The organism is Streptomyces viridifaciens (assembly GCF_001888885.2).
GTDB lineage: Bacteria > Actinomycetota > Actinomycetes > Streptomycetales > Streptomycetaceae > Kitasatospora > Kitasatospora aureofaciens.
Genome location: NZ_CP090841.1, coordinates 3,916,635 through 3,936,232 on the forward strand (window position 1 = coordinate 3,916,635; position 19,598 = coordinate 3,936,232).

General features: G+C 70.9%; 17 protein-coding genes, 1 tRNA gene and 1 other RNA gene. 15 read left to right on the forward strand and 4 right to left on the reverse strand.

From position 1 onward, the window contains the following. Positions 1–79 precede the first annotated feature (79 nt). Positions 80–997 (forward strand): FkbM family methyltransferase, encoded by a 918-nt coding sequence (locus BOQ63_RS24530; protein WP_072654969.1) that lies wholly within the window; start codon positions 80–82, stop codon positions 995–997. 88 nt (positions 998–1,085) lie between these two features. Next, the gene (locus tag BOQ63_RS24535) at positions 1,086–1,562 is read left to right on the forward strand and encodes an NUDIX domain-containing protein (protein ID WP_072656350.1); all 477 of its coding nucleotides are present in this window, start codon (positions 1,086–1,088) and stop codon (positions 1,560–1,562) included. 686 nt (positions 1,563–2,248) lie between these two features. Here the strand turns inward: BOQ63_RS24535 and BOQ63_RS24540 are convergent. Next, on the reverse strand, positions 2,249–3,811 hold the full coding sequence (locus BOQ63_RS24540; RefSeq protein WP_223886035.1) for a DnaB-like helicase N-terminal domain-containing protein: 1,563 nt from the start codon (positions 3,809–3,811) through the stop codon (positions 2,249–2,251). Between the two features lie 253 nt (positions 3,812–4,064). On the opposite strand from BOQ63_RS24540, the gene BOQ63_RS24545 reads away from it, so the two are divergent. The 3 genes from BOQ63_RS24545 (at position 4,065) to BOQ63_RS24555 (ending at position 7,039) form a co-directional block, all read left to right on the forward strand. Beyond that, positions 4,065–4,586 (forward strand): helix-turn-helix domain-containing protein, encoded by a 522-nt coding sequence (locus BOQ63_RS24545; protein ID WP_107488543.1) that lies wholly within the window; start codon positions 4,065–4,067, stop codon positions 4,584–4,586. Positions 4,587–4,917: 331 nt separating this feature from the next. Then, a complete protein-coding gene (locus tag BOQ63_RS24550; RefSeq protein ID WP_072654972.1) occupies positions 4,918–5,223 on the forward strand; it encodes a helix-turn-helix domain-containing protein in 306 nt (101 codons plus the stop codon). A gap of 10 nt (positions 5,224–5,233) precedes the next feature. After that, positions 5,234–7,039 (forward strand): tyrosine-type recombinase/integrase, encoded by a 1,806-nt coding sequence (locus tag BOQ63_RS24555; protein ID WP_072654973.1) that lies wholly within the window; start codon positions 5,234–5,236, stop codon positions 7,037–7,039. Between the two features lie 134 nt (positions 7,040–7,173). Here BOQ63_RS24555 and BOQ63_RS24560 read toward each other — a convergent pair whose 3' ends face one another. From BOQ63_RS24560 to BOQ63_RS24570, 3 genes are all read right to left on the reverse strand, one after another. Further along, positions 7,174–8,475 (reverse strand): GNAT family N-acetyltransferase, encoded by a 1,302-nt coding sequence (locus tag BOQ63_RS24560; protein ID WP_107488544.1) that lies wholly within the window; start codon positions 8,473–8,475, stop codon positions 7,174–7,176. Continuing rightward, positions 8,472–9,272 carry an HNH endonuclease gene (locus BOQ63_RS24565; RefSeq protein ID WP_072654975.1) on the reverse strand — a complete coding sequence of 267 codons (801 nt, stop codon included), beginning with the start codon at positions 9,270–9,272 and terminating at the stop codon, positions 8,472–8,474. Before BOQ63_RS24565 ends, BOQ63_RS24560 begins: the two co-directional genes overlap by 4 nt. 197 nt (positions 9,273–9,469) lie before the next feature. After that, positions 9,470–9,557: transfer RNA gene (locus BOQ63_RS24570), tRNA-Ser, on the reverse strand. A 108-nt stretch (positions 9,558–9,665) separates the two neighbouring features. Between BOQ63_RS24570 and ffs the strand changes: the two genes are divergently transcribed. From ffs to BOQ63_RS24620, 10 genes are all read left to right on the forward strand, one after another. After that, positions 9,666–9,762: signal recognition particle sRNA small type (ffs, locus tag BOQ63_RS24575), an RNA gene on the forward strand. Positions 9,763–9,838: 76 nt separating this feature from the next. Beyond that, entirely contained in the window at positions 9,839–12,016 is a 2,178-nt protein-coding gene (locus BOQ63_RS24580) for a DNA polymerase III subunit gamma and tau (RefSeq protein WP_150476089.1), read from the forward strand. Positions 12,017–12,181: 165 nt separating this feature from the next. After that, the gene (locus BOQ63_RS24585) at positions 12,182–12,520 is read left to right on the forward strand and encodes a YbaB/EbfC family nucleoid-associated protein (RefSeq protein ID WP_072654976.1); all 339 of its coding nucleotides are present in this window, start codon (positions 12,182–12,184) and stop codon (positions 12,518–12,520) included. A gap of 165 nt (positions 12,521–12,685) precedes the next feature. After that, positions 12,686–13,285, forward strand: coding sequence for a recombination mediator RecR (gene recR, locus BOQ63_RS24590; protein WP_030288200.1), 600 nt, complete (start codon positions 12,686–12,688; stop codon positions 13,283–13,285). Further along, positions 13,278–14,000 (forward strand): DUF5063 domain-containing protein, encoded by a 723-nt coding sequence (locus BOQ63_RS24595; protein ID WP_223886036.1) that lies wholly within the window; start codon positions 13,278–13,280, stop codon positions 13,998–14,000. The genes recR and BOQ63_RS24595 overlap by 8 nt, the downstream gene beginning before the upstream one ends. Positions 14,001–14,311: 311 nt before the next feature. Further along, entirely contained in the window at positions 14,312–15,592 is a 1,281-nt protein-coding gene (locus BOQ63_RS24600; RefSeq protein ID WP_030288196.1) for an aspartate kinase, read from the forward strand. Positions 15,593–15,620: 28 nt separating this feature from the next. Continuing rightward, the gene (locus tag BOQ63_RS24605) at positions 15,621–16,691 is read left to right on the forward strand and encodes an aspartate-semialdehyde dehydrogenase (RefSeq protein WP_072654977.1); all 1,071 of its coding nucleotides are present in this window, start codon (positions 15,621–15,623) and stop codon (positions 16,689–16,691) included. 285 nt (positions 16,692–16,976) lie between these two features. Next, positions 16,977–17,522, forward strand: coding sequence for a SigE family RNA polymerase sigma factor (locus tag BOQ63_RS24610; RefSeq protein ID WP_030288192.1), 546 nt, complete (start codon positions 16,977–16,979; stop codon positions 17,520–17,522). After that, a complete protein-coding gene (locus BOQ63_RS24615) occupies positions 17,515–18,672 on the forward strand; it encodes a hypothetical protein (protein WP_030288190.1) in 1,158 nt (385 codons plus the stop codon). The genes BOQ63_RS24610 and BOQ63_RS24615 overlap by 8 nt, the downstream gene beginning before the upstream one ends. A gap of 80 nt (positions 18,673–18,752) precedes the next feature. Continuing rightward, positions 18,753–19,550, forward strand: coding sequence for an SURF1 family protein (locus BOQ63_RS24620; protein WP_072654978.1), 798 nt, complete (start codon positions 18,753–18,755; stop codon positions 19,548–19,550). Positions 19,551–19,598 lie beyond the last annotated feature (48 nt).

Below are 19,598 nucleotides of genomic sequence, written 5' to 3' on the forward strand. Positions count from 1 at the left end.
GCGTTCACCGGCAAGTCTGCCACCACGGCCGTCTCCGGGAACCGCGTTCCGCACCCTCCGCCATCTGAAGGAGTCACGCGTGCCCGCCTCCGCCCTCGCCCGCCTGCTGCGGGCCTACGTCCGCCACGCGCCCGGAACAGTCGGCAAGGCCCAGCTCGTCGACCGTTTCCTCGACGATCACCTACGATCCCGTCCCCTCCACACCACTTCGCGGTTGCGCTCGGGTGACCTGGTCACCGTCACCACCAGCGACGTCATCCAGCGCTACCAGTACCTCTTCGGCGAGTGGGAGCCGAACCTGAGCGCCTTCCTACGGGACCGCCTGCGGCCCGGGGACACCTTCATCGACGTCGGCGCCCACCGCGGCGCGTTCAGCCTCCTGGCCTCCCACGCAGTCGGACCGACCGGCCGAGTCGTCGCCATCGAGCCCACCCCGCAGTTCCACGACGACCTCACCATCGCGGCCACCACCAACCACCGCGCCAACATCCGCACCGTCCGCGCCGCCGCCTCCGACCTCACCGGCACGCTGACCCTCTACCTGGAGGACCCGGCCAACCTCGGTCACACCACCGCCATCCGGCCCCGCCGCGTCCACACCACCTTCCACGTGCCGGCCGCGCCGCTCACCGAACTCCTGGGTCCGGCTGAACTCGACACCGCCCGAGTCATCAAGATCGACGTGGAGGGCGCCGAGGCGGCGGCGATCAGGGGACTGCTGCCCGCGCTGCCGCACCTGCGCGAGGACGTCGAGCTGGTCGTGGAAGTCACCCCCAAGCTCCTGGCCAAGCAGGGCGAGAGCGCCGCCGGGATCATCGACAGCCTGCGCGAGCACGGCTTCCACGCCTACACGCTCACCAATGACTACGACCCGGCCACCTACCCCCAGGCCATGCGCCGACCGCAGCCGCCTGCCCGATGCACCGAGACCCCGGAGCACATGACCGACCTGGTCTTCTCGCGCACAGACGCCGACCGGCTCACGCTCGGGCGCTGAGCACCCATGCCGTCCTAGCTGCGGAGCCAGTCTCAGCCACCCGACCGGACACCGAAATCCTCCGGCACTTCAACAAAGAGTGGGCACCGTGACCACTACCAGCGTGATGAACAGCCGCAACGCGGTCAGCGTGATCGTCCACGACCAGGACACCGACACGATCGCCGCCGTGCTCTACGCCGCCCGCAACTGGTCCCCCCAGCCGGCCTGGACCGTCCCTGGTGGCAAGGTCGAGCCCGGTGAAGCCCTGGACGAGGCCGCCGCCCGCGAGCTCAAGGGGGAGACCGGCCTGCTCGTCGACTCGGCCGATCTCGTACTCGTCCACGTCATGCACGTCGAGCAGGGCTTTGACCAGGCCGGGCAGTTCGTCCTCTTCGTCTTCGCCACCGACCGGTGGACCGGCGAACTGACCAACACCGAGCCGGACAAACACCTGGCCGCCCAGTGGGTCGAGGCGGATCGCTTCCCGGAGCCCGCTTTCCCGACCTCCGTGCAGGCGCTGGCCGCCTACCGCGATGGAGGTCCCTCTTTCTCCCGCTACGGATGGTCGGTCGCCCCTGTGTGAGGGGGTGACGTTGGTCGGACATCCTCCCGCTCGGAAGCTGCCACCGAGGGGGAGGATCCGGGCTCTCGTTCGGCGACCGGCTGCGTTGCCCTCGCACCCCTGGGCGAGGGCAACTGCTCCTCCAAGGGGCAGGCGGGGTAAGGACTCCTTGCCCCACAACTTGCTCCGCCTTGGCGGTGCCGGGGTAAGCATCGCTTATCCCACAACTTGCTCCGGCTTCAGACGGCCTGACCGAGGCTTGGCCGATGGGGCGTTCACGCTGGTGCGTACACGCGAGCCCCCCTCTAGAGGGGGGCTCGCGCGTGAACGCTGGGCCGCGTGGACGGCGTGTACGACTCTGTGATCGCTCTACCTGCGATTTCTGCTTCCCCGTGGACGACGTGAGCGGAGTTCGCCAAGCTCGTCGCGAGGAGGCTGCGTGGACGGCCCCGTGCACGAGACCACGTCCTGCCGCTGCCCCCGGGTGGTTGGTGATTCGCGTGGTGACCGGTGCTAGCGGCCTCGGTCGGTGCTGTCCCGACAGCAGGTCAGTGCGTTCAGCAGGACGCTGACCTGCCCGGTCACTCCGGTCAGCGAGAGTGACCGGCTGACCGACCTGCCGGACACTGTCCTCGGTCAGGACAACGCACTGACCGAGGACAGCGGTCAGCGCGCTGTCCTCGGTCAGTCCAGTGACCGCGAGGCGGTCAGGACACGGCAGTGATGTGCCGAGCGGACGGGCGGTACCGGGCCTGCTGACCGCCTCCGATGCCGCCAGCGGTGCCCTCGCTCTTGACCGCCAGTCCGCTCTTGACCAGGCGGTCCAGGTGACGGCGGGCCTTTTCGATGTCGGCACGGTCAGGGTTGGCCTCGCCGGTCAGGGCAGTCGCCAGGTCACGGGCGGTCAGTCCGTCCGTCGCGGCGCGCAGGAGGGTGACCGGGTCGAGGGTGGGTTCGACGTAGGTCGTGCCGCGCTGGTGGTCGTGGATGACCGGGAGGGGGCCGATCTCGCCGGTCACGGTCTTGAGGTGGTGGATGGTGACCGCCGGGTCGCCGGCCTCTCCGGCGATGAACAGGACACTGCCCGCCCCGGCGGTCAGCCAGGTCGAGCCGTACACCCGGTCCAGCGTCGGCCGCATGCCGCGCGGTGCGTCGGCAGCGGCCTTGCGCTGGTGGTGGAGCTCCATGATCTGGACCCCTGAGCGCAGGGCGCGCATGCGGGCGTTGTTGAAGGCGACGGCCAGGGAGTCGTCCACCAGGGTGCTGACCGCGTCCTTGAGACTGTCGATGACGATGGTGTCGGCGCGGTGGGCGGCGGCGAGCTCGGCGAGGAGGTCGGGCTCCTTGTCGAGGGTCGCGGGAAGCGGTCCCTGCCACACGGCGAGGCGGTCGCGCAGGAGCACCTCATCGGCCGGGGTGATGCGGCGGGCCATGGCGCGGGCGATCTGCTGGGGTCGGTCCATGGCGAGGTAGAGGACGCGTTCTCCCTCGGCGACGGGCAGGTCGAGGACAGTGGCCTGCAAGCCGAGACGGGCGAGGATGACCTGGTGGGCCAAAGTGGTCTTGCCGACGCCCGGTGCGCCGACGATCATCAGGCTCTCGCCGGAGGCCCAAGCGGTCTGCTCACGGGTGCCCCACAGAGGCTGCTTGTCCGCGCCCGTCTTGGTGACGAAGTCCCAGCCGTTGACGATGTAGCGGGCCAGACGGCTGCTGCCGGACGCCAGGGCACGTTCGCGTTCAGCGCGGATCTCCGTCTCGATGGCTGTGCGAATCTCGTCCGGATCGGCGCCGGGGGTCAGCGCGTGGTGGACGGTGCGGATGCCGGTGGAGTGCAGGGTCCGCAGCTGGGCGTCGCGCCGCACGATCTGCGCGTAGTAGTCGGCGTTGTCCGCCGAGGGCGGCGCGACGGCGACGAGCTTGTGGAGGTAGGAAGCGCCGCCGATGCGGGAGAGATCGCCCGTGCCCTGGAGGTGGTCCGTAAGGGCGATGGGATCGGTCGGGGCGTCCTCGGAGCGCAGGGCGAGGATCGCGCGCCAGATGGTCTCGTGGGCGGGCCGGTAGAAGTCGCTGGCGTCCAGCGTGCCCCTGACCTTCTCGACCGCCTGGTGGTTCACCATGCACGCGCCGAGGACCGCCTGTTCGGCGTCGACGTTGTGCGGCGGCTCCCCGGAGACGGGCTCCGCGAGCACCGGGAAGGGGTTCGACGCGCGGTGGTCCCGCCGCCGGTCGCGGGATGACGGCTCTGGCGGCGGGGCCGTAGGCTTGTCCACAGCGGTGTCCTCACTTGGAGGATTCGGGCGGCTACCCGGCTCCTCCGTTGTCGACTGTTCCAGGGATGGGCGGTTACGAGGTTCTGCTTCGCCCCCGGTGTTCGTAGCGCCGGGGGCCCTTTGCGTTCGGTGCCGGGTGGCTGGCCCGACACGCTGATCCGGTCTGGATCAGTTGCGTTTCGTCTTGCATCACGTTAGCCTCGTGCCAATCGCATTGCAAATGGGCTTAGCAACGATGCAAGGAGGGTTGGCCGTGGCCGACGGGGAACGTCGACAACGTCTGGAAGGGGAGGAGAACGTCGCGCGGCGCATCAAGCTGGAGCGCGAGGCACGCGGGTGGAGTACCGCCACGCTCGCCGACCGTCTGACCGACGCCGGCTACCCGCTCAACCAGTCGGCGGTCTGGCGCATCGAGAGCGGTGAACCGCGCCGCAGGGTCAACCTGGACGAGGCCATCGGCTTCGCCAAGGTCTTCGACGTCTCCCTAGACAACCTGGTCGGACCGCCCGAGATCGCCGCGAACGCCCAGGTGAAGCAGCTGATGTCCGAGTTCGCCGCGAGCTGGGAGAAGTCGGTCGCCGCCCGTAAGGAGATGGACCAGGCCCGGGAAGCGCTCGACGCCTACGGCCGCGCCCACCCGAACGTCGCCGAGCTCATCAGGGCGATGGTCAACCGGGTGGTGGCCGACGCGGCTGGTGATGACTTCCGCTTGCCCGACTCTCCGTCCGGCTCGCCTGGGCCTGAAGGTCTTGCCGATCCGAGCGCCGAGGCATAGTCCGCCGACGCCGCAGCTTGCTCTGACTGCTCGATGGCCCTGTTGCCGTCTGCTGATTCCGCATGCCAACTCCGCCGCCGATCCGATAACGACTGGCATCATGCCGGGCAATCGGCGGTTTGGTGCGGCCGGAATTAGCAGTTAACGTCCCGTTCCGCCGGTCTGAATGCGGGCCCAGCCAGCCCGCAGAACCCTCGACCAGCCATGCCCACCGCAGCCCTCGGCGCTACGAACGCCGGAGGTCGCCACGCGGTCCCATAACTCAACTGCCCATCCCTGGAACACCGACAACGGCGGCGCATAGCCGAAAGCGCCGCCGGGAGGAACACCCATGCCCGAAACTCCCTTGTCCTTCGCGCGGCTTGCCTGCGCGCTCGACCTCACCGAGGGCCAGCTCCTCGCCCTCGTCGCCAACTCGCACGAAGAAGCGGCCGATCTGACGCTCGTCGCCCTCACGGTCGAAGAAGCCGCCCGTCGCCTTGGCATCGGCCGAACGACCATGTACGCCCTGGTCGCCTCCGGTGAGGTTCCGTCCGTGACGATCGGCCGCCTCCGCCGAGTGCCCGCTGAGGCGCTCAAGGAGTACGTGGCCGCCCGTGCACGGGTGTCTGCCTCGACCGTCGCGCTCGCGGCCTGAGGGGGACCGCATGACCAAGTCCCGCAAGCCCAACGGCGACTCGACCATCTACCAGGCCAAGGACGGACGGTGGCACGGTTACGTCACCGTCGGCGTCAAGGACGACGGCAACCCGGACCGTCGGCACGTCTCCCGCAAGACCCGGCCCGAGGTGACCAAGGCGGTCCGCGATCTGGAGGCCAAGCGCGACAAGGGCAAGGTGCCCAAGGCCGGCCAGAAGTGGACGGTGGAGACCTGGCTCACCCACTGGGCCGAGAACATCGCGGCCCCCAGCGTGGGCGAGAACACGATCGACGGTTACCGCGTCGCCGTCTACCACCACCTCATACCCGGCCTCGGTGCCCACCGGCTGGAGAAGCTCGAACCTGAGCACCTCGAACGCTTCTACCGGAAGATGCAGGACGCCGGGAGCGCTGCCGGCACCGCTCACCAGGTCCATCGCACGGTTCGGACCTCGCTGAACGAGGCGGTGCGTCGGAAGCACATCACCGAGAACCCGGCGACGATCGCCAAGGCGCCGGTGCTGGACGAGGAGGAGGTCGAGCCCTACTCGATCGAGGAGGTCCAGCAGCTCCTGGTCGAGGCGGGTAAGGTCCGCAACACCGCGCGGTGGGTCATCGCTCTCGCACTGGGGCTCCGGCAGGGCGAGGTACTCGGACTGCAGTGGGAGGACGTCGACTTCGTAGCTGGCGTCATCCGTGTGCGGCGCGGTCGGCTGCGGCCCCGTTACGCGCACGGCTGCGGCGACCGCTGCGGACGCAAGCCCGGGTACTGCCCGAAGAAGATCCAGACGCGGCGCGAGACCAAGTCCACCAAGTCGAAGGCGGGCAAGCGGCCCATCGGTGTGCCGGAGCAGCTGATGAACCTCCTGCTCCAGCACAAGGCCGCCCAGGAGCGCGAGCGCCAACGGGCCCGTGACCTGTGGGTCGAGAAGGGGTACGTCTTCACGTCTGAGGTCGGCGAACCGCTCAACCCCAACACCGACTATCACCGGTGGAAGGACCTGCTGAAGGCCGCTCAGGTCCGCGACGGCCGCCTCCACGACGCCCGGCACACAGCCGCCACGGTGCTGCTGATCCTCGGCGTCCCGGACGCCGTGGTCGACGCCATCATGGGCTGGGAGCCCGGCAAGTCCGCCCGGATGCGGCGGCGCTACCAGCACATGACCAGCCCGGTGCTGCAGCAGACCGCGGCCAAGGTCGACGGGCTGCTCTGGCCCACTCGGCCAGCCGTGGACCAGGGCAATGCCGCTCCGGAGCCCGCCGACGTCCCGGTCGACGGCCTGGTTGAGCCCGTCGCGGCGGAGTCGGAGATCGAGCATGTCCCAGACCCGTCAGTGCTGTTCGTCGCGCACCTGGATGGGCGCCGTGTCCCGTTTCTGCACCGTGTCCACGCGAAGACGGTGGTCGATCAGTGGTGCTCCGAACAGCCGGGCCGCACTGGGGAGGTGCAGGAGTGGCAGCGGGAGAAGTGGGAGCGCGAGGGCCCAGGCGGCTTGAACGCGGTACGCGACCGACTCCCCGACCGCCGGGTCGTTTTCCACGCGTTCGCGGCGTACCGCCCGGGTGGCGAGCGCCTTGACCTCGCAATGCCCGAGCAATGGGCCGTCACGGCCTGGGACTTCGAGCCCGACCTCTACACCGACCGTCCGGTCTCCTGGCGTACCACCCGCCGGCCGGGAACCGACCAGTTGGTGGAGGCCCAGGTGCGCGGCACGGACAGGGACGCGGTTGCCGAGGCGTATGCCCAGGCCAAGGACCAAGCTGTCGACCGGGCTCAGAATCCCGGCAAGTACGGTGACACCAACGACTGGTAGACCCGGCGAAGACGTGGCCTGCCCCGTGTTCGTGGGGCAGGCCACGCTTGGCTTTGTAAGACCCGCGGTTGAGGCTCAACCCGGGATGACGTCGAGGGGCTCGTGGGCCTCGGAGGCCCGGTCGATTTGGTGCATCAGCTGATCCAGATGCCCCCGGGCGAGATCCGGCGTGCGAGGCGCAGGCCGGCGTTGCTGACCGGGGTCGACCAGGACACATCGGTAATCTCGCACCCGGAGTCGTTTGCGAGGGCTTGTACGAGCGTCGCGCCAACGCCCTTTCGGCGATGGGAGTCCGCCACCCATATCAGGTCGATGCACGGACGCAGAGTGTCGTCCTGATCGCCGTTCTCCGACTCATCGAGTAGGTCCCAGAAGTGGTGCCTTCGGACGTCGTGGGTCGCCAGGTAGCCGATGACGTATCCGTTGGCGTGCAGCAGGTATGCGCGTACGTTGTCCGGGGTCTGCTCAGGCTCACGAAGGTGTGACCACGAGTTGGCGTCGTAGCCATTCTCTCTCTGAGGCATACGCCCCACCTGGTAGGTCAGCTTCCGCCAAGCGATTGGCGACTCGGTCGTCACCACGGCCAGGTCGCCCCACCAGTCCAGGTTCTTGGGTGCCCGAACGCCGATCGCCCACATCGCGTGGTGGGCGGCGTGTTCATTTCCACCGTCCTCAGGAGCGCGCAGGGTCATCCCGCAGGGGCATTTGCTGCCACTCGGTGTCTGTACAAGCTGGAACTGGACAGGCGTTGCGCGGTGGCTGAGGTTCTGTCCTCTGCCGCCCACCCACGGTCGGTAAGGCGCATCCTCTGGCTCAACGTATCCGGTCCATCGGTCCACCCAGCCAGGGTGCTGTTCGGGAGACAGCTCCCGCTTTTGCTTCTCGGCGAGCGGCAGTGTTGGGCGAACCCACACACTGTCTGGGGTTGCCCGGCCGTTGAGGCGCACTCCGTGCCGTTTGGCCTTGGCACGTAGGAAGCGCAGAAACACACTGGGTGGTACGGAGAAGTCGATGCCGCGGACCAGTTCTCGCTCGCCGGGAGCAATCCACTCCTCGACAGGGAGTGCCAGTCGCTCAGCGAGGGCATGGAGTTCGCTGTAGTCGTGGTCGAGCTCAGCACTGCGCAGCGCTTCGATTGCGGCTCTGACTTGGGTAAGGGGAGCGGGCAGAGTGATCCAGCACGGTCCGCTGCCCCACGAGAAGCTGCCCGGGTACCCGTCGTACCAGATTCGATCGATAGACGTGTTCTGCGCCCTGGTGACGGCCTCCGTATAGGCGGTGGGTAGATCTGGGGAGTCTCCCCGCCGGGTCAATGCATCGACATACCCATCGCGGTCGAGCTCGACCGTGGCGTACCAACGGTGGGCTCGGACATTGATCCTCCGAGAACTGGGGTCGTGTCGATCGGGGTCGAGGTAGATTGTCCGCTCAGTCATGCGCTCTGCTCCTCGTCAGGTGCTCCCGCGTTCGGCTGCTTGTTGGGATAGGGCTTGCCGTTCTCGTCCGTGATCGTGGCGTCTGAAGCTGGCTGGACCTCGACGCGGAGCATGGGCCATGGCGTGCCCTCCTGATCGGAGTTATCGGTCAGGAGCATGTGGCGCACGAAGGCGCCCACTAGGAAGTTGCGCTCGGCGAGCTGGCTCAGGTAGCTCTGCAAGTCCTTCTCGGCCTCGCGATTCTCACGCACGCTGTGCAGCTCGGACGCAATGTCGCAGTAGTCCTGCACCAGGCCCAGGAACTCCAGGATGAGGTCTTCGTCCTCTTCGGGGAGGTGATCCGGCAGCGCATATTCGAAGGTCACGCTGGGCTTGATCATGTTCCACAGCGGGTTCCCACGCGTGATCAGCTTCAGGACCCGAGGCTGCGGAAACGCCGGGTCGGGTACCAGCCTCAGCCGGCCTGGCGTGGCCTCGCCGAGCGAGCGCGTCCACGCGGCATGCTTGGCCTTGATCTCGCGTAGCCGCTCCACCGTGAAGTGACCTGGTTGGTCATCGATTTGCTTGTGATGCCTGTTGCACAACAGGACCAGGTTCGTATGGCTGTGGATAGACGCTTCGTCTAGCCCGCCAGCTCGCGGCCCGCCCTTCGAGCGGGCAACTATGTGGGCCTCCTCGCCGAAGACCGAGGGGTCGTCGCAGTCAGTTCCGGGTGTGACGACCTGGACCCGGCAGATTGCGCACCGGCCGCCTGCTTCACACCAGATGATCTTGCGGGTCTTGTCGGACACAGCCATGAAGAGCACCCTGCCAGAGCAGCAGTGCCCAGCGGGGGCGAATGCGATGGCTCGGTCAGAGAGTCCGACCGTCGGATGCGGTCGAGCAGTCAGCCGTTCCTGGCGGATCCTGGCAACTGCAACCAAAACTGCAACCACGCAACGACGAAGGCCCCGACCGCTGAGCGGTCGGGGCCTTCGTTATGGCTGGTCAGCCATGGCGGAGGATACGAGATTCGAACTCGTGAGGGGTTGCCCCCAACACGCTTTCCAAGCGTGCGCCCTAGGCCTCTAGGCGAATCCTCCGTGGGAGAGCTTAGTACATGTTTCGGGGTGCTCGCGACCAGCTATCCCGCAGGCAGGAGGGTGGGGGTGGCCTGTGGATCGTCGGGGCCGGGATCCGGTAGTGTGGGGGTCAGCCCCTCGTGCGGCGTCATCTCTCTGAACCCCCCCAGGGCCGGAAGGCAGCAAGGGTAGGAGGGCTCTGGCGGGTGCACGGGGGGTCTTTGCGTTCCCGGGGCGTTCCGGGCGGGGGCCGGGGTGAAGGGGCGACGCGTTTGTCGGCCCGTCCCGATATCGTCGGTGGTGTGTCCCTAGCCCTGTACCGCCGCTACCGCCCCGAGACCTTCGCGGAGGTCATCGGGCAGGAGCACGTGACCGCTCCGCTCCAGCAGGCCCTGCGCAACAACAGGGTCAACCACGCGTACCTGTTCAGCGGGCCGCGCGGCTGTGGCAAGACGACGAGTGCGCGCATCCTGGCCCGTTGTCTGAACTGTGAACAGGGGCCGACGCCGACGCCCTGCGGGGAGTGCCAGTCCTGTCGGGACCTCGCGACCGGCGGGCCCGGCTCGATCGACGTGATCGAGATCGACGCCGCCTCGCACGGTGGTGTGGACGACGCGCGCGAGCTGCGCGAGCGGGCCTTCTTCGCGCCGGTGCACAGCCGGTACAAGATCTTCATCCTGGACGAGGCGCACATGGTGACCTCGGCCGGCTTCAACGCACTGCTCAAGGTGGTCGAGGAGCCGCCGGAGCACCTCAAGTTCATCTTCGCGACCACCGAGCCGGAGAAGGTGATCGGGACGATCCGGTCCCGTACCCACCACTACCCGTTCCGGCTGGTGCCGCCCGGCACGCTGCGCGACTACCTGGCGGAGGTCTGCGGCCGCGAGGGCATCCAGGTCGAGGACACGGTGTTCCCGCTGGTGGTACGGGCCGGCGCGGGCTCGGTGCGTGACTCGATGTCGGTCATGGACCAGCTGCTGGCCGGCGCCGGCGAGGGCGGCGTCACGTACCAGATGGCGACCGCGCTGCTGGGGTACACCGACTCCGCGCTGCTGGACGAGGTGGTGGACGCCTTCGCCGGGCACGACGGGGCGACGGTCTTCCAGGTGATCGACCGGGTGGTCGAGGGCGGGCACGATCCGCGCCGCTTCGTCACCGACCTGCTGGAGCGGCTGCGCGACCTGGTGATCCTCGCCACCGTGCCGGACGCGGGGGAGAAGGGGCTGATCGACGCCCCGGCGGACCGGATCGCCGTGATGCAGGCGCAGGCGGACGCGTTCGGCGCGGCCGAGCTGAGCCGGGCGGCCGACATCGTCAACACCGGGCTGACCGAGATGCGCGGCAACGCGGCGCCGCGGCTCCAGCTGGAGCTGATCTGCGCCCGGGTGATGCTGCCGGGCGCGTACAGCGACGAGCTGTCGCTCCAGGCGCGCCTGGACAAGCTGGAGCGCCGGGCGGCCGCGGGCGGCCTCGCCGCGCCGGCCGGGATGGCTCCGATGGCCGCCGCGCCGACTGCCCCGTCGGTGGAGGTGCCGGTGAGCGTGCCCTCGGCCCCCGCCTCCGCCTCCGCCCCCGCCGCCGCCCCCGTGGCCCCCGCACCCGCCCCCGCTCAGGCGACTCCGCCCCCGCCCCCGGCTCCCGCCGGGCCCGCCCCGGGCGCCTGGCCGATCCCGCGCAGCTTCCCGCCCGCCGGTGGCGCACCGGTCCCGGCCGCCCCCGCTGCCCCGCCCGCACCGCAGCAGCCGCAGGCGGCCCCGCAGCCCGCGCCCACCCCGCCCCCGGTCCAGCAGGCCCCCGTCGCCGCCCCCGGCGGCCAGCCGTCCGCCGCCGCCCAGCAGGGTGCGGCGCAGGTCCGGCAGCTGTGGCCGCAGATCCTGGAGGCGGTGAAGAACCGCCGCCGCTTCACCTGGATCCTGCTCAGCCAGAACGGCCAGGTGGCCGGGTTCGACGGCAGCACGCTCCAGGTCTCGTTCATCAACGCGGGCGCCCGGGACAGCTTCGTCGGCAGCAACAGCGACGACGTGCTGCGCCAGGCGCTGTCCGACGCGCTGGGCGTGGACTGGCGGATCGAGTGCATCGTCGACCCGTCCGGAGGCGGAGGCGGTGGTGGCGGCACCGCCCTGACCGCGACCGCCCCGACCGCGACCGCCGCGGCCGGCGGTGGCTGGGGGGCCCCGGCCCGTCCGGCAGCCGCCGCGCCGCCGATGGCCGCCCCCGCCCCGGTGCAGCCGCAGGTGCAGGCGCCCGCCCCGGTCCGGCCGCAGCCCCAGCCGTCGGCCCCGGCCCCCGCGCCGGTGCAGGCCCCGCCGTCGGCCGCGCCGGCGCCCCCGGCCCGCCCGGTGCAGTCGGTGGCTCCGGAGGACGACATCCCGGAGGAGGACGACCCGGACCTCAACGAGGAGGCGTTCTCCGGCCAGGAGCTGATCATCCGCGAGCTGGGCGCCACGGTGCTGGAGGAGATCCACCACCGGGGCAACTGAGCGGACCTCCCAGGGCCCCGGGGACGCCCTTCCGGGGAGACTCCAGGGCCCTCCTGGGGACTCCGGGGAGCCCGGGGAGCCCCGGGAGCGGTCCCCACGGGCGGCCCCGGGCCCGTAGGCTCGGCGGTGACGGACGAAGAACCGCGTGACAGCAAGGAGTGAGCCGTGTTCCCCGGTGGTGGTCAGCCCAACATGCAGCAGCTGCTCAAGCAGGCGCAGAAGATGCAGCAGGAGCTCGCGAAGGCCCAGCAGGAGCTGGCCGAGGCGAAGGTGAACGGTACGGCCGGCGGTGGCCTGGTCGAGGCGACGGTGACGGGTTCGGGCGAGCTGGTGGCGCTGACCATCGCTCCGGCCGCCGTGGACCCGGAGGACACCGAGACCCTGGCCGACCTGATCCTGGCGGCCGTCCGGGACGCCACCCAGGCGGCCCAGAAGATGCAGGCCGAGCGGATGGGCCCGCTCACCCAGGGCATGGGCGGCGGCATCCCGGGCCTGCCCTTCTAGCGTTCCGGGGCGTCCGTTCCCGGACGTCCCTCATGTGATTTCTGTGGGAGTCGGGCGTCGGCCGGTGTGTCCGGCGCCCGATTCGTTGGATGATGGCACCGGAGCACCTCCGGCAGGAGGACCTCCGGCCAGGAGCAGACCGACCATCCGAGGGAAGGCGCGACGTTGTACGAGGGCGTGGTTCAGGACCTGATCGACGAACTGGGCAGGCTGCCCGGCGTCGGGCCCAAGAGCGCCCAGCGGATCGCCTTCCACGTGCTGCAGGCCGACCCGGTCGACGTGCGCCGCCTCGCGCACGCGCTGCTGGAGGTCAAGGACAAGGTCCGCTTCTGCGTGGTCTGCGGCAACGTCGCGGAGGCCGAGCAGTGCCGGGTCTGCCTGGACCCGCGCCGCGACCTCGCGGTCATCTGCGTGGTCGAGGAGCCCAAGGACGTCGTCGCCATCGAGCGCACCCGTGAGTTCCGCGGCCGCTACCACGTGCTGGGCGGCGCGATCAGCCCCATCGAGGGCGTCGGCCCGGACGACCTGCGCATTCGCGAGCTGCTCGCGCGCCTCGCGGACGGTACGGTCACCGAGCTGATCCTGGCCACCGACCCCAACCTGGAGGGGGAGGCGACCGCCACCTATCTGGCCCGGCTCTGCAAGCCGATGGGCCTGAAGGTGACCCGCCTGGCGAGCGGCCTGCCCGTCGGCGGGGACCTGGAGTACGCGGACGAGGTCACCCTCGGCCGCGCCTTCGAAGGGAGACGACTGCTCGATGTCTGACCGGACGATCAACCAGCAGCCCCACGGCCCGCAGCCCCACCCGGAGCCGGAGGCCCAAGCCCCGCACACCCACGGCCCGCACATCCACGGCCACGGCTCCGAGCCGGACGACTTCGCCGTGCAGATCGCCGACTCGGTGGAGAGTTTCGTGCTCGCCGTCACCGAGGTCGCCAAGGGCGACGAACCGGGCAGCGCGGTCTCGCTGCTGCTCCTGGAGGTCTCGCAGCTGCTGCTGGCGGGCGGCCGGCTGGGCGCCATCGAGGACGTCGTCCCGGAGGACCGCTTCGAGCCCGATGCCGGACCGGAGCCGGACGGCGAGCAGCTGCGCGAGCGCCTCGCCGAGCTGCTCGCGCCGATCGACGTCTACCACGAGGTCTTCGACCCGTACGGTCCGCCGGAGAAGCCGAACGCCTTCCGGATCTCGGACGACCTGGCCGGTGTGGTCAGCGAGCTCCAGCACGGTCTGACCCACTACCGCGAGGGCCGGGTCAGCGAGGCGCTGTGGTGGTGGCAGTTCTCGTACCTCTCCAACTGGGGCACGACCTGCACGGCGGTGCTGCGGGCGCTGCAGTCGCTGATAGCCCACGTCCGGCTGGACAGCCCGATCGGTGCGGCGCCGGACGGCGCGGACACCGACGACGACGGGCTCACCGACGAGCAGCTGGAGCAGCAGGCGGGCGACCTGATGGCGGCGGAACTCGGTCTCGGCCGGTAATCCGCCGCGGGCCGGCACCGGTGCGGAGGCCGATTGTGACGAATGCCTCAGCAATCCGTCCGGAAAAGAAATCCGACCGTGGCGGCGGGCATTCGTCCGGGGATTCTGCGGAGCGGCGCCGAATGCCCCGCAGACCTGCCGGTGGCCCCGCCCGGATCGCCGCCCACCTGCCGAAACCGCCGTCTCATCATATGGAAAGCGCCGGTCGGGCCACCCCTGCTCGGTAGACTGGCGCGGACCGCACCCCCCTTTCCACCGGGGGGTACGGGGGCCAGGCGCCCCCGGAAAACGACACTAGTCGAGGAGCGCACGTGGGCCTTGTCGTGCAGAAGTACGGCGGCTCATCCGTTGCGGATGCCGAGGGCATCAAGCGCGTTGCCCGCCGAATCGTTGACGCCAAGAAGGCCGGCCATGAGGTCGTCGTCGTGGTGTCCGCGATGGGCGACACGACGGACGAGCTCATCGAACTCGCGGAGCAGGTGTCACCGCTCCCTGCCGGCCGTGAGTTCGACATGCTGCTGACCGCTGGAGAGCGCATCTCCATGGCGCTGCTGGCCATGGCGATCAAATCCCTGGGTCACGAGGCCCAGTCCTTCACGGGCAGCCAGGCCGGTGTCATCACCGACTCCGTCCACAACAAGGCGCGCATCATCGACGTCACGCCGGGTCGCATCCGCACCGCCCTGGACGAGGGCAACATCGCGATCGTGGCCGGCTTCCAGGGCGTGTCCCAGAGCAGCAAGGACATCACCACCCTGGGCCGCGGCGGCTCGGACACCACCGCCGTCGCGCTGGCCGCCGCGCTCAAGGCCGAGGTCTGCGAGATCTACACCGACGTGGACGGCGTGTTCACCGCCGACCCGCGCGTGGTGAAGAAGGCGCGCAAGATCGACTGGATCGCGTACGAGGACATGCTGGAGCTGGCCTCGTCCGGGTCCAAGGTGCTGCTCGACCGCTGTGTGGAGTACGCCCGCCGCTACAACATCCCGATTCACGTACGCTCGTCCTTCTCGGGTCTTCCCGGGACGATCGTCAGCAACGACAACCCGAACAAGCCCGAAGGGGGCGAGATGGAGCAGGCCATCATCTCCGGAGTCGCCCACGACACCTCCGAGGCCAAGGTCACGGTCGTCGGCGTGCCCGACAAGCCGGGCGAGGCGGCGCGCATCTTCCGCGCCATCGCCGACGCCGAGGTCAACATCGACATGGTGGTGCAGAACGTCTCCGCCGCGTCGACCGGCCTGACCGACATCTCCTTCACCCTGCCGAAGACCGAGGGCCAGAAGGCCATCGACGCGCTCGGCCGGGTCAAGGAGGGCATCGGCTACGAGTCGCTGCGCTACGACGACGCGATCGGCAAGATCTCGCTGGTCGGCGCGGGCATGCGGTCCAACCCGGGCGTCACCGCCACCTTCTTCGAGGCGCTGTCCGCCGCGGGCGTCAACATCGAGCTGATCTCCACCTCGGAGATCCGCATCTCGGTGGTCACCCGCGCCGACGACGTGCCGGAGGCGGTCCGCGCCGTGCACAGCGCCTTCGGCCTGGACAGCGAGAGCGACGAGGCCGTCGTCTACGGCGGCACCGGGCGATGACCCGGCAGCCGGGCAGGGGCTCCCGGAAGTGACCCGGCGGCCCAACCTCGCCGTCGTCGGCGCCACCGGCGCGGTCGGCGAGGTCCTGCTCGGCCTGCTCTCGCTCCGTCAGGACATCTGGGGCGAGGTCCGACTCGTCGCCTCCCCGCGTTCGGTCGGCCGTACGCCGGTGGTGCGCGGGGAGCCGGTCGAGGTCGTCCCGCTGGCCGAGGAGGCCTTCGCGGGCATCGACGTCGCCGTGTTCGCCGTCCCCGACGCGGTCTCCGCCCAGTGGGCGCCGATCGCGGCGGCCAAGGGCATCGTGGTGGTCGACGACTCGGCCGCCTTCCGCACCGCCGGGGACGTGCCGCTGGTCGTCCCCGAGGTCAACGCGGCCGCGCTGCGGATCCGTCCGCGCGGCATCGTGGCCAGCCCGGCCGGCACCACGCTCGCGCTGGTCGCGGCGGTCGGCGCGCTGCACGCCGAGTACGGGCTGGAACAGCTCGTGGTCGCCACCTACCAGGCCGCCAGCGGCGAGGGCCGGGAAGGCATGGCGGCGCTGCGCGAGCAGACGGCCCTGGTGGCCGGCACCGAGGTCGGCCGGCAGACCGGCGACCTGCGCGCGGTGATCGCCGACGAGGGGCCGTTCGCCGCCCCGCTCGCCCTCAACGCCGTGCCCTGGACCGGCGGCCTGTGCGAGGGCGGCTGGTCCGCCCAGGAGCTGGGCCTGCGCGACGAGGCCCGCAAGATCCTCGGCCTGCCCGCCCTGCGGGTCTCCGCGACCTGCGTGCGCATCCCGGTCGTCCGCACCCACGCACTGGCTGTGCACGCCCGCTTCGAGCGCGAGGTCAGCCAGGAGCACGCCCAGGACATCCTGCGCGAGACACCCGGCGTGGTCCTCTACGACGACCCGGCGGCCGGGGAGTTCCCCACTCCGAACGACGTGGTCGGCACCGACCCGGTCTGGGCCGGGCGGGTGCGCCGGGCGCTGGACGAGCCGGACGCGCTCGACCTCTTCCTCTGCGGCGACAACCTGCGCAAGGGGGCCGCGCTCAACCTGCTGCAGATCGCCGAGCTGGTGGCCGGCGAGCTGAGCGCAGGCAGCCCCGAGGGATCCTAGGAACCGTCACCGGACCGGTTCGGCGGGCCCTTTGTGCCCGAGGATGTCCGGACCTGTGTCCGCTCCTCGACACAATCCGTCCGGAATCCCGTGGGAATCCCCTGGAGGCCTCTTCGGCCGATGCGGAAGAATGGGCCCCGGGCTGGGCAACCATGACAGGGGATCGAGTGTCCAACGGGCGTGGCGAACGTGGTGGTGGGGGCAAGGACGGGCATCTCGGCGAGGGCCGTGGTGACCTTCCCGTCGCGCGCCCCGTGGTTTTCGAGTAGGCCGGAAGAAGACCAGATGACGGCGGCCGCACCCGGTGCGGCGGACTCCGGTGCCGGTACCGACGCGGGTACCAGCGAGGACCTGCTCACCGCGACCTACCAGGCGCACTACCGCTCCCTGCTGCGGCTCGCCGCGCTGCTCCTGGACGACCTCTCCACCTGCGAGGACGTCGTGCAGGAGGCCTTCATCCGGGTGCACGCCGCCCGGCGCCGGGTGCGCGAGCCCGAGAAGACCCTGGCCTACCTCCGGCAGACGGTGGTCAACCTGTCGCGCTCCACACTGCGCCGCCGGATCCTCGGCCTGCGACTGCTGCCGAAGCCCATGCCTGACATGGCCAGTGCAGAAGAAGGTGCCTACGATGCCTTGGAGCGCGACCAGCTGAAGGCCGCGCTGAAGGGTCTGCAACGCCGTCAGCGGGAGGTTCTGGTGCTGCGTTACTTCGTGGACATGACGGAGGCGCAGGTCGCCGAGGCCCTGGGCATCTCACTCGGTTCGGTGAAGGCGTACGGCTCGCGCGGACTCGCCGCCCTCCGGATCCAGATGGAGGCCGGACATGGCTGACGGCGCCCGGCAGCGGCCCGAGGACGACGACGTACCCGGCCTGTCCTCCGAGGAACGGGCGCTGCGCGAGCTGATGCGGCACGCCGTCGCCGGGATCCAGCCCGGGGCCGGCGCCCTGCCCCGAATCCGGCAGGCCGTACCCCGGCGCCGGGCCGCCCGCCGCGGGGCCTGGACCGGTGCGGCGGCGCTGGCCCTGGCCGTCGCGATCGCCCTGCCGGTACTCCACGAGGGCGACCACCTCGGACTCTCCGGCGGGCCCGGGTCCACGACCGTCAACGGCGCGACCCTGGCGGCCCCCAGCGGCGCCGCGGTCGGCGGGGGGGCCACCGGCACCGGCGCGCACCCCGGCTCCGGCGGCGGGGGCACCGCCCCCGCGACGGGCGCCGGCACCGCCTCACCCAGTCCCGGCGCGGACGCCACCCACCCCGGCCCCGCCATCCCGACGGGGGCCACCGGCACCGCAGACGGCGGGATCCTCCCGCTGTGCGGCCGGACGGACCTCGGCCAGGGCGCCGCGCAGGTCGGCCCCGCGGACGCCCAGGGCCGGATCTACGGCTCCTTCACCGTGTACAACGTCTCCGGACACAGCTGCCGACTCGGCGGGCCCGGCGCGGTGGCCGTCACCGGCGTCAGCGGCACCGACCGCAGCCGGGTCCGCACCGCCGACCACGCCCCGGGCGACCCGGCGGGCAGCCTGCCCGCGATGGACACCGAACCGCCGGTGCTCGCGCCGCAGGCGGGGTACCGGGTGCCGTTCGCGTGGATCCCCGACCAGGGCTGCGGCTCCGGCGGCGCCACCACCGCGCCGAGCACCGGAGCCAACCGGGCCTCCCTGACCACCCAGGCCCCCGCCGCCGCCTCCGGCGCCGCCCCGGCCTCCGGCGCCTCGGCCGCCCCGAGCGCCAACCCGCAGGCCAGCTCCTCGCCCACGTCCGGCACCAGCTCAGCGCCGAGCCCGACGGCCACCCCGAGCGGCAACCCCACCTCCGCGCAGGCCACCGCCACCATCGCCCACACCCCGGCGCCGGGCAGCCCGGAGGCCGCGACGGCCTCGCTGCCGGTCGGCTGCGGGGGGACGCTCTACCGGGGCGGCGTGCAGCAGGTCGGCGGCGCCGCGGCCCAGCCGACCGGGGCCCCCGCGGCGGGCTGAGCGCCCGCCCGGGCCGGACCGGCGTGCGGCGACGGACCCTGTGGTCCGCAGAGGTGTGAGGAATGGTTACCGTGGGGGGTGTGTACCGGTTCCTCCTGACTCCGCGCTGGCTGGGCGGCACCGCCCTGGCGATGGCGGCCGTGGTGGTGTGCGTCTGGCTGGGCTCCTGGCAGCTCGGCCGGTTCGAGGACCGCGTCTCCACCCACCAGGACACCAAGGCGTCCCTCACAGCTTCGGGTGATGCCCGGCCGATCGACGCACTGCTCGGCCAGGCCACCCCGCAGGTGACCACGGAGACCGTCGGCAAGCCCGTCACGGTGACCGGCAGCTTCGACACGGAGCACCAACTCCTCGTTCCCAACCGGGTGCTGGACGGCAAGCAGGGCTACTACGTGCTCACCCCCCTGCGCACCGCCGACGGACACGCCGTCGCCGTGGTGCGGGGCTGGGCGCCCGGTGCCCCGTCCGGCTCCGGCTCCGCCTCCGCTGCCGAGGCCGCGCCCGCCGGGCAGGTGACCGTCACCGGGCGGCTGCAGGCCAACGAGTCGGTCGGCAGCAACGGCGCGGTCGCGGGCGGCCTGCCCGCCGGGCAGCTCGGCATGATCAACCGGGCCTCGCTGCTGAACGTGCTGGAGTACGACGGCTGGTACGACGGCTGGGTGGCCGCCGACCAGGTGCCCGCCGGGCTGACCGCGGTCCCGACCGTGCAGCCGCAGGGCGGGGACGGGCTCACCCTGCGGGCGTTCCAGAACCTGGGCTACACCCTGGAGTGGTTCGTCTTCGCGGGCTTCGTGATCTTCATGTGGTTCCGTCTGATGCGCCGGGAGGCGGAGGCCGAGCAGGACCGGGCCCTGGGGCTGGACCCGGTCCTGGACTGACCGGCTCGCGACAGGCGGGCTCGCGACAGGCGGGCTATGGGCGGGCTC

Coding starts and splice junctions, on each gene's coding strand:
- BOQ63_RS24595 (WP_223886036.1), top strand. CDS start 13,278: ATGTCTGACCGGACGATCAACCAGCAGCCCCACGGCCCGCAGCCCCAC.
- BOQ63_RS24550 (WP_072654972.1), top strand. CDS start 4,918: ATGCCCGAAACTCCCTTGTCCTTCGCGCGGCTTGCCTGCGCGCTCGAC.
- BOQ63_RS24610 (WP_030288192.1), top strand. CDS start 16,977: ATGACGGCGGCCGCACCCGGTGCGGCGGACTCCGGTGCCGGTACCGAC.
- BOQ63_RS24565 (WP_072654975.1), bottom strand. CDS start 9,272: ATGGCTGTGTCCGACAAGACCCGCAAGATCATCTGGTGTGAAGCAGGC.
- BOQ63_RS24555 (WP_072654973.1), top strand. CDS start 5,234: ATGACCAAGTCCCGCAAGCCCAACGGCGACTCGACCATCTACCAGGCC.
- BOQ63_RS24615 (WP_030288190.1), top strand. CDS start 17,515: ATGGCTGACGGCGCCCGGCAGCGGCCCGAGGACGACGACGTACCCGGC.
- BOQ63_RS24560 (WP_107488544.1), bottom strand. CDS start 8,475: ATGACTGAGCGGACAATCTACCTCGACCCCGATCGACACGACCCCAGT.